22 protein-coding genes, 1 tRNA gene and 1 pseudogene are annotated in these 22,136 nt (G+C 69.1%); 12 read left to right on the top strand and 12 right to left on the bottom strand.

Annotation, left to right across the window (positions count from 1 at the left end):
• Position 1 precedes the first annotated feature (1 nt).
• Positions 2-1,312: an MFS transporter gene (locus ACIHFD_RS00810; protein ID WP_397364996.1), complete on the bottom strand. Its 1,311-nt coding sequence runs from the start codon at positions 1,310-1,312 to the stop codon at positions 2-4.
• A gap of 207 nt (positions 1,313-1,519) precedes the next feature.
• Positions 1,520-1,996, bottom strand: coding sequence for a GNAT family N-acetyltransferase (locus ACIHFD_RS00805; RefSeq protein WP_397364995.1), 477 nt, complete (start codon positions 1,994-1,996; stop codon positions 1,520-1,522).
• A gap of 125 nt (positions 1,997-2,121) precedes the next feature.
• On the opposite strand from ACIHFD_RS00805, the gene ACIHFD_RS00800 reads away from it, so the two are divergent.
• The 4 genes from ACIHFD_RS00800 to ACIHFD_RS00785 all read left to right on the top strand — a co-directional run bounded on the left by ACIHFD_RS00800 (position 2,122) and on the right by ACIHFD_RS00785 (position 6,544).
• Complete coding sequence (locus ACIHFD_RS00800; protein ID WP_397364994.1) at positions 2,122-4,035, top strand: hypothetical protein; 1,914 nt, start codon at positions 2,122-2,124, stop codon at positions 4,033-4,035.
• Between the two features lie 62 nt (positions 4,036-4,097).
• Positions 4,098-5,075, top strand: coding sequence for an aldo/keto reductase (locus tag ACIHFD_RS00795; RefSeq protein ID WP_397364993.1), 978 nt, complete (start codon positions 4,098-4,100; stop codon positions 5,073-5,075).
• A 294-nt stretch (positions 5,076-5,369) separates the two neighbouring features.
• A complete protein-coding gene (locus ACIHFD_RS00790) occupies positions 5,370-6,101 on the top strand; it encodes a helix-turn-helix transcriptional regulator (RefSeq protein ID WP_397364992.1) in 732 nt (243 codons plus the stop codon).
• Positions 6,102-6,187: 86 nt separating this feature from the next.
• Positions 6,188-6,544 carry a VOC family protein gene (locus ACIHFD_RS00785; protein WP_397364991.1) on the top strand — a complete coding sequence of 119 codons (357 nt, stop codon included), beginning with the start codon at positions 6,188-6,190 and terminating at the stop codon, positions 6,542-6,544.
• 161 nt (positions 6,545-6,705) lie between these two features.
• Here ACIHFD_RS00785 and ACIHFD_RS00780 read toward each other — a convergent pair whose 3' ends face one another.
• The 3 genes from ACIHFD_RS00780 to aceE form a co-directional block, all read right to left on the bottom strand.
• Positions 6,706-7,440: a maleylpyruvate isomerase family mycothiol-dependent enzyme gene (locus tag ACIHFD_RS00780; RefSeq protein WP_350723115.1), complete on the bottom strand. Its 735-nt coding sequence runs from the start codon at positions 7,438-7,440 to the stop codon at positions 6,706-6,708.
• A 10-nt stretch (positions 7,441-7,450) separates the two neighbouring features.
• Positions 7,451-8,944 (bottom strand): alpha/beta hydrolase, encoded by a 1,494-nt coding sequence (locus tag ACIHFD_RS00775; protein WP_397364990.1) that lies wholly within the window; start codon positions 8,942-8,944, stop codon positions 7,451-7,453.
• Between the two features lie 185 nt (positions 8,945-9,129).
• Entirely contained in the window at positions 9,130-11,877 is a 2,748-nt protein-coding gene (gene aceE, locus ACIHFD_RS00770) for a pyruvate dehydrogenase (acetyl-transferring), homodimeric type (RefSeq protein ID WP_397364989.1), read from the bottom strand.
• A 760-nt stretch (positions 11,878-12,637) separates the two neighbouring features.
• Here aceE and ACIHFD_RS00765 point away from each other — a divergent pair.
• From ACIHFD_RS00765 to ACIHFD_RS00735, 7 genes are all read left to right on the top strand, one after another.
• The gene (locus ACIHFD_RS00765) at positions 12,638-12,820 is read left to right on the top strand and encodes a DUF1918 domain-containing protein (protein ID WP_350723120.1); all 183 of its coding nucleotides are present in this window, start codon (positions 12,638-12,640) and stop codon (positions 12,818-12,820) included.
• A 9-nt stretch (positions 12,821-12,829) separates the two neighbouring features.
• Positions 12,830-13,237 (top strand): secondary thiamine-phosphate synthase enzyme YjbQ, encoded by a 408-nt coding sequence (locus ACIHFD_RS00760; protein WP_397364988.1) that lies wholly within the window; start codon positions 12,830-12,832, stop codon positions 13,235-13,237.
• 117 nt (positions 13,238-13,354) lie between these two features.
• Positions 13,355-13,783, top strand: a complete 429-nt coding sequence (locus tag ACIHFD_RS00755; RefSeq protein WP_355194150.1) for a DUF3052 domain-containing protein — start codon at positions 13,355-13,357, stop codon at positions 13,781-13,783.
• 36 nt (positions 13,784-13,819) lie between these two features.
• The gene (locus ACIHFD_RS00750; RefSeq protein ID WP_397364987.1) at positions 13,820-14,275 is read left to right on the top strand and encodes a peroxiredoxin; all 456 of its coding nucleotides are present in this window, start codon (positions 13,820-13,822) and stop codon (positions 14,273-14,275) included.
• Positions 14,276-14,289: 14 nt separating this feature from the next.
• Positions 14,290-14,613 (top strand): hypothetical protein, encoded by a 324-nt coding sequence (locus ACIHFD_RS00745; RefSeq protein WP_350723127.1) that lies wholly within the window; start codon positions 14,290-14,292, stop codon positions 14,611-14,613.
• A gap of 369 nt (positions 14,614-14,982) precedes the next feature.
• Positions 14,983-15,984, top strand: coding sequence for an ROK family protein (locus tag ACIHFD_RS00740; RefSeq protein ID WP_350723248.1), 1,002 nt, complete (start codon positions 14,983-14,985; stop codon positions 15,982-15,984).
• 17 nt (positions 15,985-16,001) lie between these two features.
• A tRNA-Val gene (locus ACIHFD_RS00735) sits at positions 16,002-16,073 on the top strand.
• A gap of 59 nt (positions 16,074-16,132) precedes the next feature.
• Here the strand turns inward: ACIHFD_RS00735 and ACIHFD_RS00730 are convergent.
• From ACIHFD_RS00730 to ACIHFD_RS00700, 7 genes and pseudogenes are all read right to left on the bottom strand, one after another.
• Entirely contained in the window at positions 16,133-17,281 is a 1,149-nt protein-coding gene (locus ACIHFD_RS00730) for a tyrosine-type recombinase/integrase (protein WP_397364986.1), read from the bottom strand.
• A pseudogene (locus ACIHFD_RS00725) lies at positions 17,281-18,827 on the bottom strand (replication initiator). Before ACIHFD_RS00725 ends, ACIHFD_RS00730 begins: the two are co-directional and overlap by 1 nt.
• Before the next feature lie 50 nt (positions 18,828-18,877).
• Positions 18,878-19,033 (bottom strand): hypothetical protein, encoded by a 156-nt coding sequence (locus ACIHFD_RS00720; protein ID WP_397364985.1) that lies wholly within the window; start codon positions 19,031-19,033, stop codon positions 18,878-18,880.
• Positions 19,030-20,448: an FtsK/SpoIIIE domain-containing protein gene (locus tag ACIHFD_RS00715; protein WP_397364984.1), complete on the bottom strand. Its 1,419-nt coding sequence runs from the start codon at positions 20,446-20,448 to the stop codon at positions 19,030-19,032. Before ACIHFD_RS00715 ends, ACIHFD_RS00720 begins: the two co-directional genes overlap by 4 nt.
• A gap of 85 nt (positions 20,449-20,533) precedes the next feature.
• Positions 20,534-20,848: a hypothetical protein gene (locus ACIHFD_RS00710; RefSeq protein WP_397364983.1), complete on the bottom strand. Its 315-nt coding sequence runs from the start codon at positions 20,846-20,848 to the stop codon at positions 20,534-20,536.
• Positions 20,845-21,111, bottom strand: coding sequence for a hypothetical protein (locus tag ACIHFD_RS00705; protein ID WP_397364982.1), 267 nt, complete (start codon positions 21,109-21,111; stop codon positions 20,845-20,847). Before ACIHFD_RS00705 ends, ACIHFD_RS00710 begins: the two co-directional genes overlap by 4 nt.
• On the bottom strand, positions 21,111-21,521 hold the full coding sequence (locus tag ACIHFD_RS00700; RefSeq protein WP_397364981.1) for a plasmid replication, integration and excision activator: 411 nt from the start codon (positions 21,519-21,521) through the stop codon (positions 21,111-21,113). The genes ACIHFD_RS00705 and ACIHFD_RS00700 overlap by 1 nt, the downstream gene beginning before the upstream one ends.
• 161 nt (positions 21,522-21,682) lie before the next feature.
• On the opposite strand from ACIHFD_RS00700, the gene ACIHFD_RS00695 reads away from it, so the two are divergent.
• Entirely contained in the window at positions 21,683-22,111 is a 429-nt protein-coding gene (locus ACIHFD_RS00695; RefSeq protein ID WP_397364980.1) for a hypothetical protein, read from the top strand.
• Positions 22,112-22,136 lie beyond the last annotated feature (25 nt).

Here is a 22,136-nt window from a genome sequence, read left to right as displayed (position 1 = left end):
GTCAGACCCGGGCATAGGCGAGGCTGGCCACGACCGAGGCGCCGACCTTGCGGGTGTAGCACCACCAGGTCAGGGCGAAGCAGGACACGTAAAAGGCGCCGAAGGCGAGGAAGGCGGGCGCCGGGGTCCCGGCCGCGGCGAACGACATCCCGAACGCCCGGTTGATGAGGAACCCGCCCAGCGCTCCCACCGCCGAGATGATGCCGATGGCGGCCGAGGCCTGGCGCTTGCCGTGCAGCAGGGACTCCTCGCCCTCGCCGCGCTCGGCGACGGCCTTGGCCTGGAAGATGGCCGGGATCATGCGGTACGTGGAGCCGTTCCCGATGCCGGCGGTGACGAAGAGGAGCTGGAAGGACAGGAAGAACATCCAGAAGTTGCCGGAGGTGCTGGCCGCCCAGACGAGCAGCACGCCGCCGCCCATCCCGGCGAAGTTCCACAGCGTGACGGGGGCGCCGCCGAGCCTGTCGGCCAGCCAGCCGCCCACCGGCCTGATCAGCGAGCCCAGCAGCGGCCCGACGAACGCCACGGCGGCGAACGGGGCCTCGGGGAAGAGGCTCTTGCTGAGCAGCGGGAAGGCCGTGGAGTAGCCGATGAACGAGCCGAAGGTCCCGATGTACAGGAACGACATGATCCAGGTCTGGGCCTTGCCCGCCACCGCGAGCTGCTCGCGCGGGTTGGCCCTGGCGCTGGTGAGGTTGTCCATGAAGAAGAAGGCGCAGGCGCCGGCCACGACGATGAACGGGATCCAGAACCACCCGGCCGCGGCCAGCCCGAGCGAGCCGATCACCAGCGGCATGACGAGCTGGACCGAGCTGACGCCGATGTTGCCGCCCGCGGCGTTCAGCCCCAGGGCGACCCCCTGCTTGTGGCGGGGGTAGAAGTAGGTGATGTTGGCCATGCTGGAGGCGAAGTTCCCCCCGCCGACCCCGGCCAGCGCCGCGATCACCAGGAACAGCCAGTACGGCGTCTCCGGGTTCCCGACCGCCACGCCGAGCAGCACGGCCGGGATGAGCAGCAGCGCCGCGCTCACCACGGTGAAGTTGCGCCCGCCGAACTTGGCCGGGCCGAACGTGTAGGGCACGCGCAGCACCGAGCCGACCAGGTTGGGCAGCGCGACCAGCCAGAAGAGCTGGTCCGTGGAGAACTTGTAGACCCCCATCTTGGTGGCCACGATGCTCCACAGCGTCCACACGGTGAAGCCGAGGTGCTCGGCGGCGATCGAGAAGATCAGGTTGCGCCGTGCGACGCGCTTGCCTGAGCTCTCCCAGAAAGCTGAGTCATCGGGGTGCCACTCGGCGATCCAGCGCGCCATCGACTTTCTCCTACGTTCGGCGTCCGGGGGGAACTCCAAAGTAGGAAGCGCGCGTTACGCACTTTGACGATCCGTGGCTGTGCGTTCGTTACGTGTGATTCACCGGCGTAACAAGCCACGCACATGCGTCACGGAGGAAACCTGCTCGTAATACGGGCTGACGATCAGCCGTAATCTTATGCGTGGCTTGTCACGATACGTGAGCGGTCAGTCCTGGCGGTCGGCCAGGCGGCGCAGCGGCTCGTCGGTCAGCCGGTACTTCAGCCACTCGTCCTGGCGCACCGCGCCGAGCTTGTCGTAGAAGCCGATGCTGGGCTCGTTCCAGTCGAGCACCGACCATTCGAAACGCTGGTAGCCGCGCTCGGCGCAGATCCCGGCCAGCTCCTTCATGAGCGAGACCCCGTGGCCGCCGCCCCGGTGCTGGGGGCGGACGTACAGGTCCTCCATGTAGATGCCGTGCACGCCCCGCCACGTCGAGAACGTCAGGAACCAGAGCGTGAAGCCGGCCACCTCGCCGTCGTGCTCGGCGATGTGGACGAACGCGGCGGGCCGGTCGGAGAAGAGCGCGGTGTGCAGCTGCTCCTCGGTGACCCTCGCCTCGTGCGCGGCCTTCTCGTACTCGGCGAGCTCACGGATCATGTTGACGATTTCGGGCACGTCGGCGGGTGTCGCGGGGCGAATCATGGCACCCAGCGTATGGCCCTCTCCGATTGAACCCGCCCAGTGTGTCAAACGTCGTAGTTGTCAGAACGGTATTCGGGGACCGTGGCAGACGCTCAGGCAAGGTATCGGACAGGGGAGCGGAACCGATGGGCGTTGCGCAGCAACCGGGGGTACTCCTGCCCTCGTGCCCCGATCTCAAGCTGGCCCTCGTGCTGGGCGAGCGGGCGCTGTTCGTGAACGGCGACCTGCAGACCGCACGGCGCTGGTTCGACTCGGCGTACCGGCTGGCCGAGCTCTGCGGCGACCCGTCGTCGCTGGCGCGGGCGGCCCTGGGGCTGGGCGGGATCTGGGTGCACGAGCACAGGACATGTGCGGAGTCGGAGATGGTACGCGCCCGCCAGCGGCACGCGCTGTCCTTGATCGACCCCCGCTCCTCGCCGGCCCTGCGGCTGCGCGTGCGGTTGCACGGCGAGGAGGACTACCGCGCGGGCCGGCACGCCACGATCATGGAGCTGCTGGCCGAGACCAGGGGCTCCGGCGACGGGGCGGCGCTGGCCGAGGCGCTGAGCCTGGCGCACCACTGCCTGCTCGGCCCCGAGCACGCGGCGCTCAGGCTGGAGCTGGCGAGCGAGCTGATCGGCCAGGCCGCCGTCACCGAGCGCAGGGGCGACCTGCTGATGGGCCTGCTGTGGCGGACGGTCGACCTCTACCTGGCCGCGGACCCGCACGCCGAGCGCGGCCTGGCGGAGCTGCGCGGCCTGCTGACCGGCCACGACCACCTCGCGGTCGGGTACGTGGTCGAGGCCATCGAGGTCATGCTGACCATCCGCGCGGGCCGCTTCGCCGAGGCCGAGAAGCGGGCCGGCGAGTGCTTCGAGCGCGGCGTGACCGCCGGCGACATGGACGCGACCGGCTGGTACGGCGGCCAGCTCGGTGCCATCCGCTGGTTCCAGGGCCGGGCCGCCGAGCTGCTGCCCGTCCTGACGGACCTGGTCAGCTCGCCCACGCTGAGCCCGATCGACAACTCGTACCTGGCGGGCCTGGCGCTGGCCGCGGCCGTCGCGGGCGACCGGCGCGCGGCGGCCGGGCACCTGGCCAGGCTGCGCGTGGAGGAGATGCCGGGGTCGAGCACCTGGCTGCTCTCGATGTACTGCGTCGTGGAGACCGCCCACCTGCTGCAGGACCCGGACACGGCCGCCCGCGCGTACGCGCTGCTGCGCCCGTTCGCGGACCTGCCGGTGGTGGCCAGCCTGGGCGTGGCCTGCTTCGGCTCCGTGCACCACTCGCTGGGCATGGCCGCGCTCACCACCGGGGACCTGTCCACGGCGGTGGAGCACCTGCGGGCGGCCGTGCGGGGGAACTTCGCCCTGGGGCACTGGCCGGCCGCCGCGCTGTCGAGGTGGCGGCTGGGCCAGGCGCTGGCGCTGCGCGACGGGACGCACGACAAGGCGGCCAACCGGGAGCAGGCCGCCGCCGCGCGGGAGGCCAGGGAGCTGGGCATGGTGCTGCCGTCCGTGGTCGGGCGCTCGGCCTCGGGGCAGGACGGCTGCCGCTTCCGCAGGCACGGGCGGCACTGGCAGGTGGAGCTGGGCGGGCGGCTCGCGCTCGTCGACCACAGCGTCGGGATGGGGCACCTGGCCACGCTGGTCGCCAATCCGGGCCGGGAGATCCTCGCCGTCGACCTGGCCGCGGGGTCGTGGACGCGTGAGCCCGAGGGGAGGTCGGCCCAGCCGGTGCTGGACGACCAGGCCAGGGACACCTACCGGCAGCGGCTGGGCCAGCTTGAGGCGGAGATCGACGAGCTGGAGTCGATGAACGACCTGGAGCGGGCGGCGGGGCTGCGGCTGGAGCGCGAGTGGCTGGTGGCGGAGCTGACGGCGGCGACGGGCATCGGCGGTCGGGCGCGGCCGTTCACGGGGAGCGAGGAGCGGGCCAGGATCGCCGTGGGCAAGGCGATCAGGCGGGCGCTGGCGCGGATCTCGGCGGTGGACCAGGCGATCGGGGAGGAACTGCGCGCCACGGTGCAGACGGGGCTGCGCTGCTGCTACCAGCCCCGGTAGCGGACCGGCGGCGGGACCGGCCCTCGGGGCGGAGCGCGGTTCCCATCCGGGAGACTGTTCCCATGGAACAACGCACGTTGGGACGAACAGGACGCCAGGTGGGCACAGTCGGCCTCGGCGCGTGGCAGCTCGGCGCCGACTGGGGCCAGGTGACGGAGGACGAGGCGTTCGCCACCCTGGGGGCCGCCGTGGACGCCGGGGTCACCTTCATCGACACGGCCGACGTCTACGGCGACGGCCGGAGCGAGCAGATCGTCGGCCGCTTCGCCAAGGGGCGGCCGGAGCTGACCGTGGCGACCAAGATGGGCCGCCGGCTGGAGCAGATCCCCGCCAACTACGTGATGTCCAACTTCCGGGTCTGGAACGAGCGCTCGCGCCAGAACCTCGGCGTGGACACCCTCGACCTGGTCCAGCTCCACTGCCCGCCGACCCCGGTGTACTCGACGGACGCCGTGTTCGACGCCCTGGACACGCTGGTGGCCGAGCAGAAGATCGCCGCGTACGGGGTCAGCGTGGAGACGTGCGAGGAGGCGCTGACGGCGATCGCACGGCCGGGGGTGGCGTCCGTGCAGATCATCCTCAACGCGTTCCGGCTCAAGCCGCTGGAGCGGGTCCTGCCCGCCGCCCGGGCCGCCGGGGTGGGCATCATCGCCCGCGTCCCGCTGGCCAGCGGCCTGCTGTCCGGCCGGTACGACGAGCACACGACCTTCGGCGCGGACGACCACCGCACCTACAACCGGCAGGGAGAGGCGTTCGACGTCGGCGAGACCTTCTCGGGCGTGGACTTCCGCACGGGCCTGGAGGCGGTCCGCCGCCTGGTTCCCCTGGTGCCGGAGGGCCTGACGATGGCCCAGTTCGCGCTGCGCTGGATCCTCGACCAGCCCGGCGTGTCGGTGGTGATCCCCGGCGCCCGCAACGTGTCCCAGGCCACCGCGAACGCGGCCGCCGCGTCGTCCGCGCCGCTCCCGCCGGCCACGCTCGAAGCGGTCGAGGCCGTCTACGACGACCTGATCCGGCCGCAGGTCCACGACCGCTGGTAGGCGCATTGACGGGGCGCCGTCCCCGCCGCCCACGCCGCCCCCTCCGGCTGCACGGCCGAGCTCAACACCCAGGAGCGCTGGGCCACGACCGCGCCGGATCCCGGGCCGCGCCTTCACAGCCGCACGGCACTCGCTGGGCGCGGCCTACCGCCAGGTCGTCCTCCGCCCGATCCGCACGGGGAGCGGCACGGCCTGGCCGGTGCGGTGAGACCCCCGTGGCGGCGGGGTGAGGCACGGGTGGCCGCGACGGCGCGCGGACCATGATTGTCGGTGGCGGCGCGTAGCGTCGCGGCTGTGAATCGCACCGACCGGCTCTACGCACTCGTCGAAGACCTGCGCGCCATCGCGCCCCGCTGCCGCTCCGCCCGCGAGCTGTCCAAGCGGTTCGAGGTGAGCGTGCGCACGATCGAGCGCGACATCACCGCCCTTCAGGAGTCAGGGGTGCCGATCTACGCCGAGGCGGGCCGCAAGGGCGGTTACGCGATCGACAAGAAGATGTCCCTGCCCCCGCTCAACTTCACCCCGGCCGAGGCGGTGGCCATCGCGGTGGCGCTCAGCCAGGCCGGCGACCAGCCGTTCGGCCGGCAGGCCCGCAGCGCGTTACGCAAGGTCGTGGCCGCGATGCCGGGCTCCGAGGGCGATCTGGCCAGGGAGCTGGCGCGGCGCGTGCAGCTCGTCCACCACCCGCCGGCGCCCGGCTCCCCCGAGGTCCGGCCGCTCGGGGGAGAGGGCATCTCCCGGGCCATCGAGGAGGCGCTGCTGCGGCGGCGCGTGCTCAGGCTCGAATACGCCGACGCCAAGGGCGCGCTGACCTCGCGGGACGTCGAGCCGGGGGTGTTCCTGGGCGGGCGGGGCGGGTTCTGGTATCTCGTGGCCTGGTGCCGGTTACGCGATGACGTGCGGGTCTTCCGGCTCGATCGCATCGCCGCCGCGACCGTGACCGCCGAGCGCAGCCCCGACCGGCCGCTCGAAGGCTTCGCCGCCGACGTGCCCAACATGATCGTGGACACCGCCATGCTCGATTAGTCAATCGAAAACACCGACATAGGGTTGTCGCGACAGCGTTAGATCGTTGCTTTGTTCGAGAAAGGCTCAGTGACGAGGAGACGACGATGGACAACACCGTGACCTGGTTCGAGATCGCGACCGACGATCCCGAAGGCGCCCAGGCGTTCTACGGTGGGTTGTTCGGCTGGACGTTCAGCGCCGGCGAGGGGCCGATCGACTACCGGATGATCGGCTGTCCGGGCGGCGAGCAGCCCGGCGGCGGGCTGTTCAACACCAAGGGCGAGTTCCCGGCGCACGCGATCTTCCACGTGCAGGTGGCCGACGTCGAGGCGGCCTGCGCGAAGAGCGAGTCGCTGGGCGGCAAGGTGATCACGAAGGTGATCGACGACGGCGCCGGCACCGACTTCGCCTACCTGCGTGACACGTCCGGGAGCGTCTTCGGGGTCTTCCACCGCAGATGAGCTTCCCCCACAGGTGAATCACCCGTTCGAGGGCCGGGGAGAACGCCTTCCCCGCAGACCCCCGGCGTACGGACGGGCCGCTTCCTAGGAGCGGTTCACCCCGTGCCCTGGGCACGCCGCCGATCGCCGAGCGGCGGCGCGTCCAGGGCCCATCCCCCGTGTCAGAAGGCGGCCTTGGACAGCCAGCGCTTGAGGAGGTCGGCGTCGCCGTACACGGTCAGCGCCTCGGGCGAGCGCCGACCGTAGAGCATGAGCAGCAGGTCCTGGGCCGTCCCCTGGACGGCGCAGTCGCCCTTGGTGTGCCCGCGCGCCCAGTCGACCGTCCCGGCCGGGCCCTGGGTGATGGTCCACTCGCCGTCGGCGTCGTTCGCGTGGAGGTGGATCGTGGCCCCCTCCGCCTCGAGCTCCGCCAGCGACCGGGTCACCCAGGTCGCGTACGGCAGGTTGTGCAGGAATTCCTCGATGCCGTCGATCGCGACCTCGGCCGGGACGACCGGGTCGATGCCGAGCGCGAGCTCCGCGTCGACCCGGTGGATCACCAGCTCGAAGAGCATCCGGCGGGGCCACCACGACGCCTGCCGGTCCGGGCCCCACGTCCACACCGCCAGCGTGGGGTCGGTGTCGCCGAGCGTACCGAGCAGCTCGGCCGCCCCGGCGGTCAGCCAGGCCGCGTCGCCGCTCTGCCCCTCGGCCAGCCCGCTGGGCACCTGGCGCGACCAGATCCGCTCCTGGACCTGGTTGCGCAGCACGTGCACCGCCCAGCGGTGCGTCTGGCCGACGTGCGTGATCAGCTCGGCGAGTGTCCATCCCGGGCACGTGGGCACCGGGACGGACAGGTCCGTGGCCAGGGCCGCCAGGCGGGCGGTCTCGGCGTCGATGAGCGAGTCGTATGTCACAGGCCCCACCCTAGGCCGCCGGGCAGGTCGCGCCCTTCTGCGGGAGCTTGCCCTCGATCAGGAACGAGTCCACGAGCTCCAGCACGCACTTGCTGCCCGACAGGTAGGCGCCGTGCCCCTCGCCCTCGTACGTCACCAGCCTGGCGGTCTTGAGCTGGGCCGTCAGCTTGGGCGCCCACTCGTACGGCGTGGCCGGGTCGCCCTTGCCACCGATCACGACGATCGGCGCCGAGCCGGTGGCGTTCACGTGCCGCGCCTGATCGCTGCCCTTGGCCGGCCAGACCCGGCACAGCCCGCCGGACCCCTCGCTGCCGAACAGCGGCGAGATCTTCATGGCGGCCGCCTCGGTGCGGCGCAGCTCGGCCTCGCTGGGCCGCTCGGAGGTGTCCACGCAGGTGATGGCCGGGAAGCTGGTCATCTGCGTGGAGTATTTGCCGTCCTGGGAGCGTCCGGTGTAGGAGTCGGCCAGGTAGAGCAGCGCCTCGCCGCGCCCCTTGATCGCCTCCGAGAGCGCCTGCTCCAGGAAGGGCCAGGTCAGCTCCGAGTACAGCGCCGCCGCCACGCCCGTGGCGGCCAGGCCCTGGGTGAGCTCGCGGGTGCCGACCTTCAGCGGCTGGGTGGTGAGCTGGTTCAGCAGCTTGTCCACGTTCGCGTTGGCGGTCTCCTGGTCCTTGCCGATGTCGCACTTGTTCTTGACGCACGAGCGCAGGAAGCTCTCGTACGCCTTCTGGAACCCGCGCGTCTGCACCAGCGTGCGCTGCTCGAACGTCACCGTCGGGTCGAGCGGCGCGTCGAGCACCATGCGGCCGACCTTCTTCGGGAACTCGGTGGCGTACACGGCGCCGAGCTGCGTGCCGTACGACATGCCGACGTAGTTGAGCTTGGAGTCGCCGACCGCGTCGCGGATCCGGTCCATGTCGCGGGCGGCGTTCACGGTGCCGATGTACGGGAGGATCTTGCCGGAGTGCTGCTGGCAGAGAGCGGCGAACTGCTTGTTGGCCGCCGCGGTCTCCTGGTGGGTCTGGCTGTCGGACGGCAGCGTGTCCAGCGCGGTGAACCTGTCCATCTCCACGGTGTCGCCGCAGCGCACGCCGGAGCTGCGCTCCACGCCGCGCGGGTCGAAGCTGATCAGGTCGTATCGGGCGCGCAGCCCCGTGAGCGCCTTGGCGGCCTGGTCGAGCGTGTCGACGCCGGAGGCGCCGGGACCGCCGAAGTTGAAGACCACCGAGCCCAGCCGGTTCTTGCCGGTGGTGGACAGCTTGATGAGCGCCAGGTCCAGCTTCTCGCCGTCGGGCTTGTTGTAGTCCAGGGGAACGGCCAGCTTCCCGCACCGTACCGAACTGTCCTGGCTGGCCGGTGACTCACCGCCGGGACGCTTGATGTCGGTGCACGGCCCCCAGCTGATCGTGCCGGTGTCCGCCGTCGACTGCGTGGCGGGCTCGGCCGGCACGGTGGAACAACCGGCGACGACCGGGATGAGCAGGGCGGCTAGGACGCGTCGCATAAACAGACTTCTCCCTCGTCTCTCAGGGGGAAGTAGTGCCCACAATACGTGACGCCGCACCATACCTGGGTGAGGCGGCACGTACCCCTCCTGAACGTGCCGCCTCACAGGCCGAACGCCGCGGGCGGCGAAAATGACGGCGCCCCCGCGAGAAGTACTTCGCGGGAGCGCCGCTCCTGGATGACTCAGACGCCCATCGATTGGGTGTCGTTGCTCTCCGCGCCGCCCGCCTCGGTGACGCCGTTCTTGAGGTGGTAGCGGGCGATCGCCTCGCGCAGCACCTCGCCGTCGAGCTCGCCCCGCTTGACCAGGCTGGTCAGCACGGCCAGCGTGATCGAGGCGGCGTCGACGTGGAAGTGGCGGCGCAGCGCCGAGCGGGTGTCGGACAGGCCGAACCCGTCGGTGCCCAGCGAGGACCAGTCACCCGGCACCCACTGCGCGATCTGGTCCTGCACGGCCTTCATGTAGTCGCTGACGCCCACGAACGGGCCCTGCGCCTGGGAGAGCGCCTGGGTCACGTACGGGACGCGCTGCTCGGTGTCGGGGTTGAGCAGGTTGTGCTCCTCGCAGGCCAGCGCGTCGCGGCGCAGCTCGGACCACGACGTCGCCGACCACACGGTGGCCGATACGCCCCAGTCCTCGGCCAGCAGCCGCTGCGCCTCCATCGCCCACGGGCCCGCCACGCCGGAGGACAGGATGTTGGCCTTCGGCCCCTGGGTCTGCGGCCCGTCGGCGAACTTGTACAGGCCCTTGAGCAGGCCCTGCACTTCGAGGTCGGCCGGCTGGGCGGGCTGCAGGTAAGGCTCGTTGTAGACGGTCAGGTAGTAGAAGACGTCCTCCGGCTGGTCGCCGTACATCCTCCGCAGGCCGTCCTTGACGATGTGGGCCACCTCGAACGCCCACGACGGGTCGTAGGAGATCGCGGCCGGGTTGGTGGAGGCGATGAGCGGCGTGTGGCCGTCCTCGTGCTGCAGGCCCTCACCGTTGAGCGTGGTGCGGCCCGCGGTGGCGCCGAGCAGGAAGCCGCGGCCCATCTGGTCGCCCATCTGCCACATCTGGTCGCCGGTGCGCTGCCACCCGAACATCGAGTAGAAGATGTAGATCGGGATCATGTGCTCGCCGTGCGTGGCGTAGGCGGAGCCCGCCGCGATGGCCGAGGCCATCGAGCCCGACTCGCTGATGCCCTCGTGCAGGATCTGGCCCTGCGTGGCCTCCTTGTACGACAGCAGCAGCTCCCTGTCGACGGCCTCGTACGTCTGGCCGTGCGGGGAGTAGATCTTGGCCGTCGGGAACATGGCGTCGAGACCGAACGTGCGCGCCTCGTCCGGGATGATCGGCACGAACCGGTGGCCGATCTCCTTGTCGCGCATGAGGTCCTTGAGCAGCCGTACGAACGCCATCGTGGTGGCGACCTGCTGCTTGCCCGAGCCCTTGGCGAAGCCGCCGTAGACCTCGTCGGCGGGCAGCTTGACCGGCTTGGCGCGCATGACGCGCTTGGGCAGCACGCCGCCGAGCGCCGCGCGGCGCTCCTTCATGTACTGGATCTCGGGGTCGTTCTCGCCCGGGTGGAAGTACGGGGGCAGCTCGCCCTCCAGCGCGGAGTCCGGGATCGGCAGGTAGAGCCGGTCGCGGAACTCCTTCAGCTCGGCCTTGGTGAGCTTCTTCATCTGGTGGGTGGCGTTGCGCGCCTCGAAGTCCTTGCCCAGCGTCCAGCCCTTGATGGTCTGGGCGAGGATCACGGTCGGCTGGCCGACGTGCTCGCGGGCCGCCTTGAACGCCGCGTAGACCTTGCGGTAGTCGTGGCCGCCGCGCGACAGCTTGCGGATGTCGTCGTCGGTCAGGTGCTCGACCATCTTGCGCAGGCGCGGGTCACCGGCGAAGAAGTGCTCGCGGATGTACTCGCCGGACTCGACCGAGTAGGTCTGGAACTGGCCGTCGGGCGTGGTGTTCATCTGGTTGACCAGCACGCCGTCGACGTCGGCCGCCAGCAGCGGGTCCCAGTCGCGGCCCCACACGACCTTGATGACGTTCCAGCCGGCGCCGCGGAAGTACGACTCCAGCTCCTGGATGATCTTGCCGTTGCCGCGTACGGGACCGTCGAGCCGCTGCAGGTTGCAGTTGATCACAAACGTGAGGTTGTCGAGCTCCTCGCGCGCCGCCAGGCCGATCGCGCCGAGCGACTCGGGCTCGTCCATCTCGCCGTCGCCCAGGAACGCCCACACGTGGCTGCGGCTGGTGTCCTTGATCTGCCGGTTGAGCAGATAGCGGTTGAACCGCGCCTGGTAGATCGCGCCGATCGGGCCGAGACCCATGGAGACCGTCGGGAACTCCCAGAAGTCCGGCATGAGGCGCGGGTGGGGGTAGGAGGGCAGGCCGTGGAAGCCGTGCGACAGCTCCTGGCGGAACGCGTCGAGCTGGGCCTCGTTGAGGCGGCCCTCGAGGAAGGCGCGGGCGTAGATGCCCGGCGCGGCATGCCCCTGGAAGAAGACCTGGTCGCCCGACTCGCCGTGATCCTTGCCGCGGAAGAAGTGGTTGAAGCCCACTTCGTAGAGGGAGGCGGCGGAGGCGTAGGTGGCGATGTGGCCGCCGACGTTGGTGCGGGCGTTGGCCCTGGACACCATGATGGCCGCGTTCCAGCGGATGTAGGCGCGGATGCGGCGCTCGACGTGCTCGTCACCGGGGAACCAGGGCTCGCGCTCCGGCGGGATCGTGTTGATGTAGTCGGTGCTCCGCAAACCCGGCACCCCGACCTGGTGCTCGCGGGCCCGCTCCAGCATGCGCAGCATGAGGTAGCGGGCTCTGGTGCGGCCTTCGGTCTTGACGACGTTGTCGAGAGACTCGAGCCACTCGTTGGTCTCGCTGGGGTCGACATCAGGCAGCTGGCTGGGTAGGCCGTCGCTGATGATCGAGAATCGCTGGCGTCCGGAAGCCACTGGGTCTCGCCTTCCGAGGATGACTGATGTCTGGTCTGGGTCGCCTTCCATCCTGGTCGCTAGCCGTAGAAAACGCATCTCTACTGACCGGTAACCAGTGGTGTCCCTGCTGGCAGAGACAGATCAGATGGCCTAGACCACCGATGGTAGGACGAATCGCCACCAAAGGTTACATCCCGGGAGCAATTTAACAAGACAGGAAAACGAACGAAATTTCGCTCGAATGTCTCTGGACTCCTGGTCCCCGCACCCTCCACTCTCCCCCGAAGGGAGGGGGTTCTCACCCCACGAGGGCGCGACGTGACGGGCGAGTCTAGCGGCCGTCCTCCCGGCCCGGCTCCGACGGGGGCCGTCCGGCGGAGGGTCGGCCGGGAGCGCATCGCCGCTGATCATGCCCCTTGTCGCCACTTGCGACCCGTATCGCCTCTCACGGCTTGTGACGCCCCTCACCACCCATGGGGTCATGCCACCTCTTCCTGTCCATGACACCCCTCGGACCCGCATGACCCTAAAGATCCCTCGCCTCCCCCTCATCCCGGCACCCCTGCCACCCCCAAGGCCCACCACCATCTCGAGGCCCCCTCCGCCTCCCCACAGCCTCCGAACTCCCTCCACGCCTTGCCCGTTCGCCACCCAGCCCGGGCACCGCCGCCTCATCGCAGCGTAACGTTTCGGTCATTTTTCTCCGCCCCTCTGGAGGGGGAGCAAAACTTGCGAATCACCCTTTTCGGACGGCCTCCCGCGTACCAATGTGGGTTATATGAATGCTGCAGTAGGAGACCGGCTCCTGGTGCACGGACATGCCGTTGGCGAAGGGGACCGGAGTGGTGTGATTGTGGAGGTCCAGGGCCTCGAAGGCGGGCCTCCCTACATGGTGCGCTTCGACGACGGGCACACCGGTCTGGTGTTTCCCGGCCCGGACGCCGTCGTGGTGCATAAGTAAGATTTCCCTGTGAGATCTGAAATCATCTCCGTGGCCACAGGGTCACGAGAGACAGTGCACGACATCACCGCTGAATGCGCTGATTTCGTGCACAGGCAGGGCGAAGACGGGCTGTTGCATATCTTTGTGCCCCATGCGACCGCCGGTGTCGCCCTGCTCGAGTTGGGCTCGCGCAGCGACGACGACTTGCTCGCCGCGCTGCGCGACCTGTTGCCGCCCGACGACCGCTGGCGTCACGCCCACGGCTCGCCCGGTCACGGACGGTCACATGTCATGCCCGCGCTGATCCCGCCATATGCCACGGTCCCCGTGCTGGGCGGGCGTCTGGCACTCGGTACGTGGCAGTCGATCGCACTCGTCGACCTGAACGTCGACAACCGGCAACGCCAGGTTCGCCTGTCGTTTTTGTCGGATTGATTCTGGCCGACTACGGCCGTACCCGTGGCGACCGTTGACGACTGAGGGTCACAGCGTGTGGACTGTGCCGAAGCGATAAACCGCATAAGCGGGGCCACTCAAGCAGGAGGGATAAACGTGAGCGCGACCGCGGGTCAGGCGCAGGGCGAGCGCGGCCTGGCCGAACGGCTCGGCCTCAAGCCGGGTCAGGTGGTGCAGGAGATCGGTTGGGACGAGGACGTCGACGACGAGCTTCGCGACTCCATCGAGAACCTGACCGGCAACGAGCTGCTGGACGAAGAGAGCGACGACGTCGTAGACGTGGTGCTGATGTGGTGGCGCGACGGCGACGGAGACCTCTTCGACGCCCTCAGCGACGCCATGCGAGCACTCGCCGACGGCGGCCGGATCTGGCTGCTGACTCCCAAGGCCGGACGCGACGGCCACGTGGAGCCGAGCGACATCGGGGAGGATGCCGCTACCGCGGGTCTCTCACAGACCAGCAGCATCTCCGCCGCACCGGACTGGTCCGGGACCAGGCTCGTCACGCCCAAGGGCAAACGGTAGGGAGTCCGAGCGCCTTCCGTACGGCAGGATGAAGCCGTGAACGCACATCCTGCCGAGGTCGGCGCCCTGGCTCCGGATTTCGAGCTGCAGGACCAGCACGGCACCCCGGTGAGCCTGTCTCAGTTCCGGGGCACGAAGGTCGTGCTGGTCTTCTACCCGCTTGCCTTCAGCGGGATCTGTCACGGTGAGCTGTCCGCGCTGCGCGACCAGCCGCTCGACGGGGCACAACTGCTGACCGTGTCCGTCGACTCCCTGTTCACGCACCGTGCGTGGGCCGATCGCGAGGGTTACACGTTTCCGCTGCTCTCCGATTTCTGGCCACACGGACAGGTCGCGCGGGCGTACGGTGTGTTCGATGAGGCGAAGGGGTTCGCTCTTCGGGGGACCTTCATCATCGACGGCGAGGGTGTGATCCGGTGGTCGGTGGTCAATCCGACCTCCGCCGCACGCGACATCGCCGCCTACATCAAGGCACTCGCCGACATTTCTTGACCTCGGAGGGAACGATGCCCTGCTACCGATGCGGGGCCCGGCAGACCGACCCGGTGCGCGGCGCCAGCCCGTGGCAGCGCGGGGTGCGCCGCGAAACGCAGGTGTTGATCTGCCCGGACTGTCAGCGGCTGCACGACCTCGACCTCGACTCGTGCGCGGCCTGCGGGTCGGTCGCGCTGATCTGCCGGCTGGGCGAGGTGGAGTGCCGGTCCTGCGGCGACGTACGGCTGGCGCGCTCGGACGCGCTCGCGGGCTCTCCCGTCTCCCCACCGTCCTCACCCCCCGGCCTCTCGGCGGAGGTGGAAGCGGCCCTCAACCGCGTACTGGGCCGCACCTGAGCCCCCAGGGCCGGACACGAACCCACGGAGCCCTGAGCCCGGACACAGAGGCACGGGGGCCTGGACGGGGACACGGGGGCTTTCACAGCGCCCTGAGCCGCTCTGAGCCCTCGGTGGGCTGCCCTGGGACCCGAAGCCTGGATCCCTCGACGCAGGGCAAGGCCTGGGCAGGGCTTGGCCTGGCGGAGGTCCAAGCTAGGCCCGGCCAAGCCGGGTCCAAGCTCCGCCCGCCCAAGCCGGGGTCCAAGCCCCGCACCGCCCTGCCAAGCCGGATCCAAGCCCCGGGAATCCCTGCAGCGAATCCCCGCGGGCGAAGAGACTCTTTCCAGACATTTGCTGAGCTGCGCTATCGTCTCCTCCGTGTCCGAGATGACTCCGAGCGTGAGCGAGAGCCCGAACCCGAGTGTGAGCGTGAGCCCGAACCCGGCTCCGAGCTCGTTCGTCGTCGCGCTCGACGTCGGCGGCACGTCCATGAAGGGCGGCCTGGTCAGCGACTCCGGTGTGGTGCTGCTGAGCGAGCGGCGCCCGACCCCGCGGGCGGAGGGCCCGGAGGCGGTCGTGTCCGCCATCTCCGACTTCATCAGCCACCTGGCCTCCTCGGGTGACGGCACCCCGGCAGGCGTGGGCCTGGCGGTCCCCGGCCTGGTCTCCGACAACGCCGCCGTCTACGCCGCGAACTTGGGCTGGCGCGACGTCCCCGCCACCAGCTTCACCACCCTGGACATCCCCGTCCTGCTCGGACACGACGTACGCACCGGCGGCCTCGCGGAGAGCATCCTCGGCGCGGGCCGGGGCCTGTCCGACTTCCTCTTCCTCCCCATCGGCACGGGGATCGCGGGCGCCTCGATCATCCGCGGCGAACCGTACGGCGGCTCCTCCGGCTGGGCGGGCGAGATCGGCCACACCCCGGTCTTCCCGGACGGGGAAGAGTGCGCGTGCGGCCAGTTCGGCTGCCTGGAGACGTACGCCTCGGCCGCCTCGGTGGGCCGCCGCTACAGCCAGCGCGCCGGCCTGGAGGGCGTCAAGGCGGAGCAGGTGGTCTCCTCCGACGACCCGATCGCCGTAGAGGTCTGGGACGAGGCCGTGGAGGCCCTGTCGCTGGCCCTGGCCACGTACACGCTCCTGCTGGACCCCACGGTGATCGTCCTCGGCGGCGGCCTCGCCGAAGCGGGCCCGGCCCTCTTCGACCCGGTACGCACCCGCCTCGTCAAACGCCTGGCCTTCCGCGAGGCACCCCCACTGGTGCCGGCCGCACTCGGGGTCGACGCGGGCATGCTCGGAGCCGCCCTCCTGGGCTGGCGCGCCGCAGGCCGCCCCGAACTGGGCCCGGGCTGGACAGTGGATGTGCGATCGGGCCCCGTGGTGTCGTAAGGTGTAGTGCCGATCAGGGGCGGTTAGCTCAGCGGTAGAGCACTCGCCTTACAAGCGAGGGGTCACTGGTTCGATACCAGTACCGCCCACCTGCGGAAAAGCCCCGTTTCCGATCATGGAAACGGGGCTTCGTGCCATTAGCGTGCCATTAGCTTGCGCCGGAGGGTCTCTCCGAAGGTCCATCAACGTCCTGCGCGATCTTCGAGTTCATCGCGTCGGCGATCTTCCGGTCAGCCTCCGCCGTGCTGTGCTGGTAGATCAGCGCGGCGCGGACCGAGTCATGTCCCATGCGCTGCATGAGATCTTTGAGGCTCGCGCCGGAGCTGGCCGCGATGGTGTTTCCGGTGTGCCGTAGATCATGGAAGTGCAGGCCGGGGAAGCCGATCTTTCTTGTGCTCTTGTCCCACCTGGCCGCGCGCCGGAAGTTGCTCCGGCGGAGGATGCCGCCTCGTGAGCCGGTGAAGATCAGCGCGTCGGCTTCGGGGGCGGTGAACTGGTCGAGGTGATCGCGGAGTGCCGGGACGATCGCCTCTGGGATGGCGATCGTACGGATTCCCGCGCGGGACTTGGGCGGACCTACGAGGAGTTCGCCCGTGTCGAGCTCGACATGCTGTTGCCGAACGCTGACGGTCCTGGCCGCAAGGTCGAGGTCTATACGCCGCAGGGCTGCCACTTCACCCCAGCGCAGGCTGGCGAAGGTGGCGAGGAGGACCAGGGCGCGGAGCCGTGGCGGCATCTGATCGGCCAGCTCGAACACCTTCGCCACAGTGAGGACTGGCCGCTCTTCCGGCTTCTCCTCACCGGCACCGCGGATGCGGCACGGGTTGCGCTGGATGATCTGGTCGTCTGCCGCCGTCATGAGGACGGCCCGCAGGAAGCGGTAGGCCTTGGCTACCTCGGACTGCCCGACTCCATTGCCGAGCAACAGGACTCGCCACTCACGAATCGTCGCCGTGTCCAGCTTGCCGACGGGTAGGCCGCCCAGATGGGGTCGGATATAGCGCTTGAGTAGCCCCTTGTAGATCTCGACGGTACGAGGCCGGAGGTTCGTCCGTTCGGTGATCCACTTGTCCGCGTAGTCGCCGAGCTTGACCTTGGCGCGCTGTGGATCGGTCCAATCGCCGGTGATCAGCTTGGCCTCGATCAGTGAGAGCGCCCTTTCTGCGTCGCGCTCGCGGGCATAGGTGTTCTCACCCATACGGATCTTGCCGTCAGGGCCGGGGTAGCGGATTTGGAATCTGCCGGACGGAAGCTGGCGGATACTGCCGAAGCGCCGCTTGCCTGGTCTGTTCGCCATCAGGCGGCCCTCCCGAGGTCAGTTGCCGAAAGGTCTTGTCCGGTTGCTCTGGCTTCCAGTTCCCTGAGGTGGGCTCGCCAGCGTTGGCGTTCGTGGACGGATCTAAGGAGCCGGACGGCGAGAGGTGGCACGTTGGCGTCTCCGGCCGGGACGGGGCGCCAGATGTAGCGGTGTGGGTCGGTGGGTTCGTCCGCCTTGCCGAGGGCTTCCAGGACCCAGGTGCGGCGGTCCTGCTTGTGTTCGGCGAGGGTCTTGTTGGACCACTTGCGGGAGACGAGGACCCGGCGTCCGGCGTAGCCGAGGTGGTCGGGCTTGTGGGCCTTGCCCCGGCAGCGGCCGGGGAGCATGCCGGGCTTGGCGTCCTTGGGCTGGATGCCGTAGCGCAGCCAGTTCGGGCAGGTGGGTGAACAGGGCTCAAAGCGGAGGGCGTCGAGCATGCGGGTGGCGTGCTGTTGCTGGGCCTGGCCGCTGTTGAGGGTGTCGCCGATGGACTTGGTGAGGTACTTGGACAGGTAGCGGATGCACTGGTCGGCGTCCGGGGTACCGGCGAGCACACCTTGGACATCGACCTGTTCGCCGAAGCGGATGACGTGGAGGGGTTCGGCGTCCTCGTCGAGAGCTTCGTCCCAGGTGGGCAGGACCTCGCCGGTCGCCGGGTCGAGGTAGCCGGTGCCGTCCTGCCAGACCGGCAGGTGATCGCCCTCGAAGACGACTTCGTCAGCCTGTGGCCACCAGACCTGGTGGTAGGTGGCGGCGGCTATCTGTTTGATCTCCGCGCGTGGGAGCGTTCCACGGATGGCCATGTGCAAGTGCGGCGCGAGTCGCTTCTGAGGCTCCACAGCGGCGAAGTACTGCACGTCGTAGCCGCGACGCGGCGCAGGTTCTGCACGAAGCGATCGACGAGCTTGGAAAAGTGCAGCGCGTCTCGGGCGGCACGCCGGTAGTCGTAGGTGTCCTGATCGATGGGAGCGCCGTCGCGGACCTTGCCGTAGCTGGGCAGGGTGAGTGTGACGAACAGCGATGGCCGGTAGGTCCTGCCGTCCGTGCCCTGGAAGGTGCGTCCAAGGGTGGTGTTGGTCATCGTGCGCTTGGGCAGGTCGGGCGCGTCCTGCCGCCGCTTGGTCGAGCGGGATCGCTTGGCGGTGGTACGGCCGAGGACCTTGCCGCGCATGCCCGCTGCGTTGATCTCCTGGTCGAGGCCGGTGATGATCGCGTCGAGTTCGGTGGTGTCGGTGCCAGCCTTTTCGGCGGCGTCGCGCTGGGCTTGGTAGTCGGCGCGGAACTCGACGAGCCAGCGCTGTTCCTCGTTGGCCTCGTCGGGCGTGATGAGGGGTTCGGCGTTGAGGTGCCAGCCCTCGCGACACTGAGCCTTACGCAGTTGCTTGTTGCGCTTGGCGCACGGGGGGCACTTGCTGTCGAGGGTGGCCCCGCATGGGACGTCGATGATCTCGGAATTGCCGGTGATGGTGTCGAGTCGCTTGAGTGGGATGGGCCGGATGCAGACGCCGTGGAGCTTGGCGACCTCTTCGAGCACGTCGCGGGCCATCGGCATGGCCTGTCGGACGGCCCGGGGGAGTGCGCGGTCGTGCGCATGGGTCATGCGGTCCCCCCTTCGTCGGGATCGGTGACGGTGAGTGCGGTCTGGCCGCACTCGCGGCATTCGACCAGGGCGCGGATCGGGTCGAGCCACAGAGCGTTCAGGGTGTTGCAGGTGGCGCAGCGTAGGCCGTCGAGGAAGTGGGCGAGTGTCATGCGGCCTGCCCGTAGTAGGCGACCATGGCGCGGATGTCGGCGTCGGAGACGTAGGCGGCGCGGACGCGGATGGGTTCGGGGGAGGTCTCCAGACGCATGTACGCGACGCCAGCCCCCAGCTCTGGAACCGGTGAGATGTGATCAGCGAGCGCGCCTCGATCGCGTGCGCCGTCGCCGAGGACCATGTCCACCTGTTCGGACTCGTCGAGTCTTAGGGCGATCTTGTCGGGGAACAGGTTGCGGATATTCATGACTTCCTTGCGTGGGTCCTGGAGAGCGGCCATGACGCCGACACCGACTGAGCGGCCTTGGGTGGCGAGCGTGGCCAGGGCGGCGGAGATGCGTTGCCGAAGCTGTCTGTCGGGCTGGTAGGCGGTCAGGAACGCCACCTCGTCGACGAGCACCAGGACGAACGGGTCCTCGACAGTCGGGACGTGGGAGCGCTGCAGCCCGGCAAAGCGGGTCGCGCGCTTTTGCATGACACTGACCGCGTCGTCGAGCAGGTCGGCGCAGTCGGCCGGGTCAGCGGCGTACCGGCCTTGGAACAGCTCCCGCCCGAAGGACAGCTCCATCAGTTTCGGATCCAAAGCCCAGACCTGGGCCAGGCCCACCCGCATCGCGGGGAGCAAGCCGCGGATCGTGTCCCAGAGGAAGGAGCCTTTGCCCGCTCCGGTCGCGCCCGCGATCAGGACATGGGTGCCGTGGACCTTCAGCCGGAGCGGCTTGCCGTCCTCCTGTTTGCCGATCTCGACCGGTCCGACCGATGGTTCGTCCGGGATGGGGAGAGCGGGCATGGGCGCGGCCAGTGGATCGCGGCGCGGGAAGGTCAGCAACAGCCGGCCACCCTTGACGAGCGCGACCCGGCATGACGTCGCCCCGAAGCCTTGGGCGAGATTGTCGATGCGGTCGGACCAGTCCTTGACCGCCTGACCGCCGAGCATCCGGACCGTGATGCGGTCGGCCCAGCCATCGCAGGTGACGCGCATCAGGCGCGGCATGTAGACGCGACCGTTGACGCGCTTGGCCAGTCCGGAGACGTCCATGACGCCTTGCCAGTGTCGCCGGTAGACCGACATCAGCCGCCACCAGGCCAGCAGCCGGAAGCCGACGAGAAGGGCGAAGGAATCGGGCTCGATGAAGGCCCAGGCGAGCAGGGACAGGACGACGAAGCCGAACAAGGATGCTGTGGCAGGCCACCCGTACCGCGTCCAAACGACGCCCAGGGCGACCGGTATGGCGACGGCGACCGGATGCCGCCAGGTCGTGCGGACGAGGGCGGACAGGAAGCGCCAGCCGTAGACGAGGAAGGTGACGATAGCGGGAGTCTTGATCACGGCCGGGCGGAAGACGACGGCCGTGTCGGGCGTGGTGGAGACGAGGTTGCGCGCCTCGTCGCCAGGCAGCCGTTTGAACATAAGCTGGGAACCTCTCGTGATGTGGAAGTCAGGGGAGAACCGAGGGGCCGCCGGAAGTTGCCGCTTCCAGCGGCCCCGCTTCATGTCAGGCCGCCGTGTCGGTGGCGTCCTCGGCCGGCTCTTCGGCATGCAGCAGCTCGCAGTCGGCCAGGTAGCGAGCGGCGGCGTTGAAGATTTCGCGGGCGATGTCCAGGTCGGCGTCGGTGACCGGCCCGGCTCCGGTGGTGGAGATGTGCACGTCGGCCTCGTGGGAGGCGAACTCCAGGTACGGGCGCGGAGTGCCCATCAGGAGTCCGGCGCGGATCTGGAGGCGCGGTGTGTGGAAGGAGACGCCGACATGCGGGTCGGAGTCGGGTCGCATGGACAGGGTGACGTAGGTGTAGGGCCGGTGCTCGCTCACGCCGCCACCCCGCGTCCGTCGGGCAGGCCGTAGAAACTGCGCTCCATCGAGCGGGCGAAGCGGTGGGCCTCGCGGGCGAGCTGGCGCGCGAACTCCAGGTCCTCCACCGTCACCGGCCCGCTTGTGGTGACCAGGACGGAGGTGGCGCCGAAGTCGAGCGCCAGGACGGGCTCACGGCGGGTGAACGGGTGGTTGAGGGTTCGTGCGGCGTTTCCGGTGGTCAGCCGGATCACGCTGTTTCGAGGGGTACGGCGACGGGTCATCAGGCGGCGTCCTTTCCGGCCTTGTTGGGAGCGGTCTGGCGGGGAGCGTGCATGTCGCGGACCTTGATGGAGTAGGCGAGGCGGTTGTTGCCGTTGACGTACGGCGTGACCGCGATGGCGTCGAACTCGACGGGCGTGAACGGGAGTCCCGGCATCGGGGACGGGGGCACCGGCTGTACCGGCGCGAGGATCTTGACCGCCACCGTCTTCTGGGCGGGCTTGAGGGTCGGGTCACCGTCCATGACCGCGACCTGCCAGACCAGCTCTGCGGTCTGCTTGTCGCGGGCCTGCACGAAGCGACCGTTGGCGGAGGCGTCGAAGTCCTTGACGGGCTCGACCTCGCCGACGATGTAGCAGCCGTGCGGGAAGACCATGGCGAAGGTAACGGGGATGGGGCCTTGCAGAGCCATAACTACTCCTCACTTGGATGACAGGCACTCGACCTATCAAGTGATTCGACGATAACTCTCCGTAGCTTGCTAGGTCAAGTTACTAGGTGAAAGTGACGGCGATGTCACCGATCCGATAGACAGTCGCCCAAGCCAATGGCCCGACATTTAGGGAGAATCTCGTGCGAATCGCGTGGGGATGCTTAGCCGCAGTCGTGATCGTGCCACTTGTCGGGCTGTTACTGCTGATCATGATCCCGCAGTGGCGCGACAACGCCCGGCTTGAAGCCTTCTATGAGCGCGTCCTTGCCTACCCGCTCCCACCGAACACCCGAGACGTCTTCCCGATGGATCGCGATGTGATCTTCGATAAGAACCTGGTCGGAGGCAGCGGATCTTATTGCGACTACCGCGTCCGGATCACGCTGCAGACGGCACTGACCCCGGAGCGGGTCCACCGCCACTATGACAACGCGTCCATCGCTGGAGCCGAGTCGAAAGCGGTGATCACTTTGTACTTCGGAGACGAGGACCCTGACGCTGGTGGCCGCCGCGTCATCGTCGAGGCGTACGACTCCCATAACTGGGACTGGGATTGGCGCTGCTACTAGCGCAGCGGATCGCGGACCCGCATCC

This window comes from Nonomuraea sp. NPDC051941, assembly GCF_044593615.1.
This window is presented reverse-complemented; position numbering and strand designations above follow the sequence as displayed.

What these genes read in the sequence shown, in the direction of transcription:
- ACIHFD_RS00795 (WP_397364993.1), top strand. Translation starts at nt 4,098, where the DNA reads ATGGAACAACGCACGTTGGGACGAACAGGACGCCAGGTGGGCACAGTC.
- ACIHFD_RS00705 (WP_397364982.1), bottom strand. Translation starts at nt 21,111, where the DNA reads ATGACCCGTCGCCGTACCCCTCGAAACAGCGTGATCCGGCTGACCACC.
- ACIHFD_RS00740 (WP_350723248.1), top strand. Translation starts at nt 14,983, where the DNA reads ATGACTCCGAGCGTGAGCGAGAGCCCGAACCCGAGTGTGAGCGTGAGC.
- ACIHFD_RS00810 (WP_397364996.1), bottom strand. Translation starts at nt 1,312, where the DNA reads ATGGCGCGCTGGATCGCCGAGTGGCACCCCGATGACTCAGCTTTCTGG.
- ACIHFD_RS00775 (WP_397364990.1), bottom strand. Translation starts at nt 8,944, where the DNA reads ATGCGACGCGTCCTAGCCGCCCTGCTCATCCCGGTCGTCGCCGGTTGT.
- ACIHFD_RS00730 (WP_397364986.1), bottom strand. Translation starts at nt 17,281, where the DNA reads ATGGCGAACAGACCAGGCAAGCGGCGCTTCGGCAGTATCCGCCAGCTT.
- ACIHFD_RS00700 (WP_397364981.1), bottom strand. Translation starts at nt 21,521, where the DNA reads ATGGCTCTGCAAGGCCCCATCCCCGTTACCTTCGCCATGGTCTTCCCG.
- ACIHFD_RS00800 (WP_397364994.1), top strand. Translation starts at nt 2,122, where the DNA reads ATGGGCGTTGCGCAGCAACCGGGGGTACTCCTGCCCTCGTGCCCCGAT.
- ACIHFD_RS00765 (WP_350723120.1), top strand. Translation starts at nt 12,638, where the DNA reads ATGAATGCTGCAGTAGGAGACCGGCTCCTGGTGCACGGACATGCCGTT.
- ACIHFD_RS00805 (WP_397364995.1), bottom strand. Translation starts at nt 1,996, where the DNA reads ATGATTCGCCCCGCGACACCCGCCGACGTGCCCGAAATCGTCAACATG.
- ACIHFD_RS00745 (WP_350723127.1), top strand. Translation starts at nt 14,290, where the DNA reads ATGCCCTGCTACCGATGCGGGGCCCGGCAGACCGACCCGGTGCGCGGC.
- ACIHFD_RS00785 (WP_397364991.1), top strand. Translation starts at nt 6,188, where the DNA reads ATGGACAACACCGTGACCTGGTTCGAGATCGCGACCGACGATCCCGAA.
- ACIHFD_RS00715 (WP_397364984.1), bottom strand. Translation starts at nt 20,448, where the DNA reads ATGTTCAAACGGCTGCCTGGCGACGAGGCGCGCAACCTCGTCTCCACC.
- ACIHFD_RS00720 (WP_397364985.1), bottom strand. Translation starts at nt 19,033, where the DNA reads ATGACACTCGCCCACTTCCTCGACGGCCTACGCTGCGCCACCTGCAAC.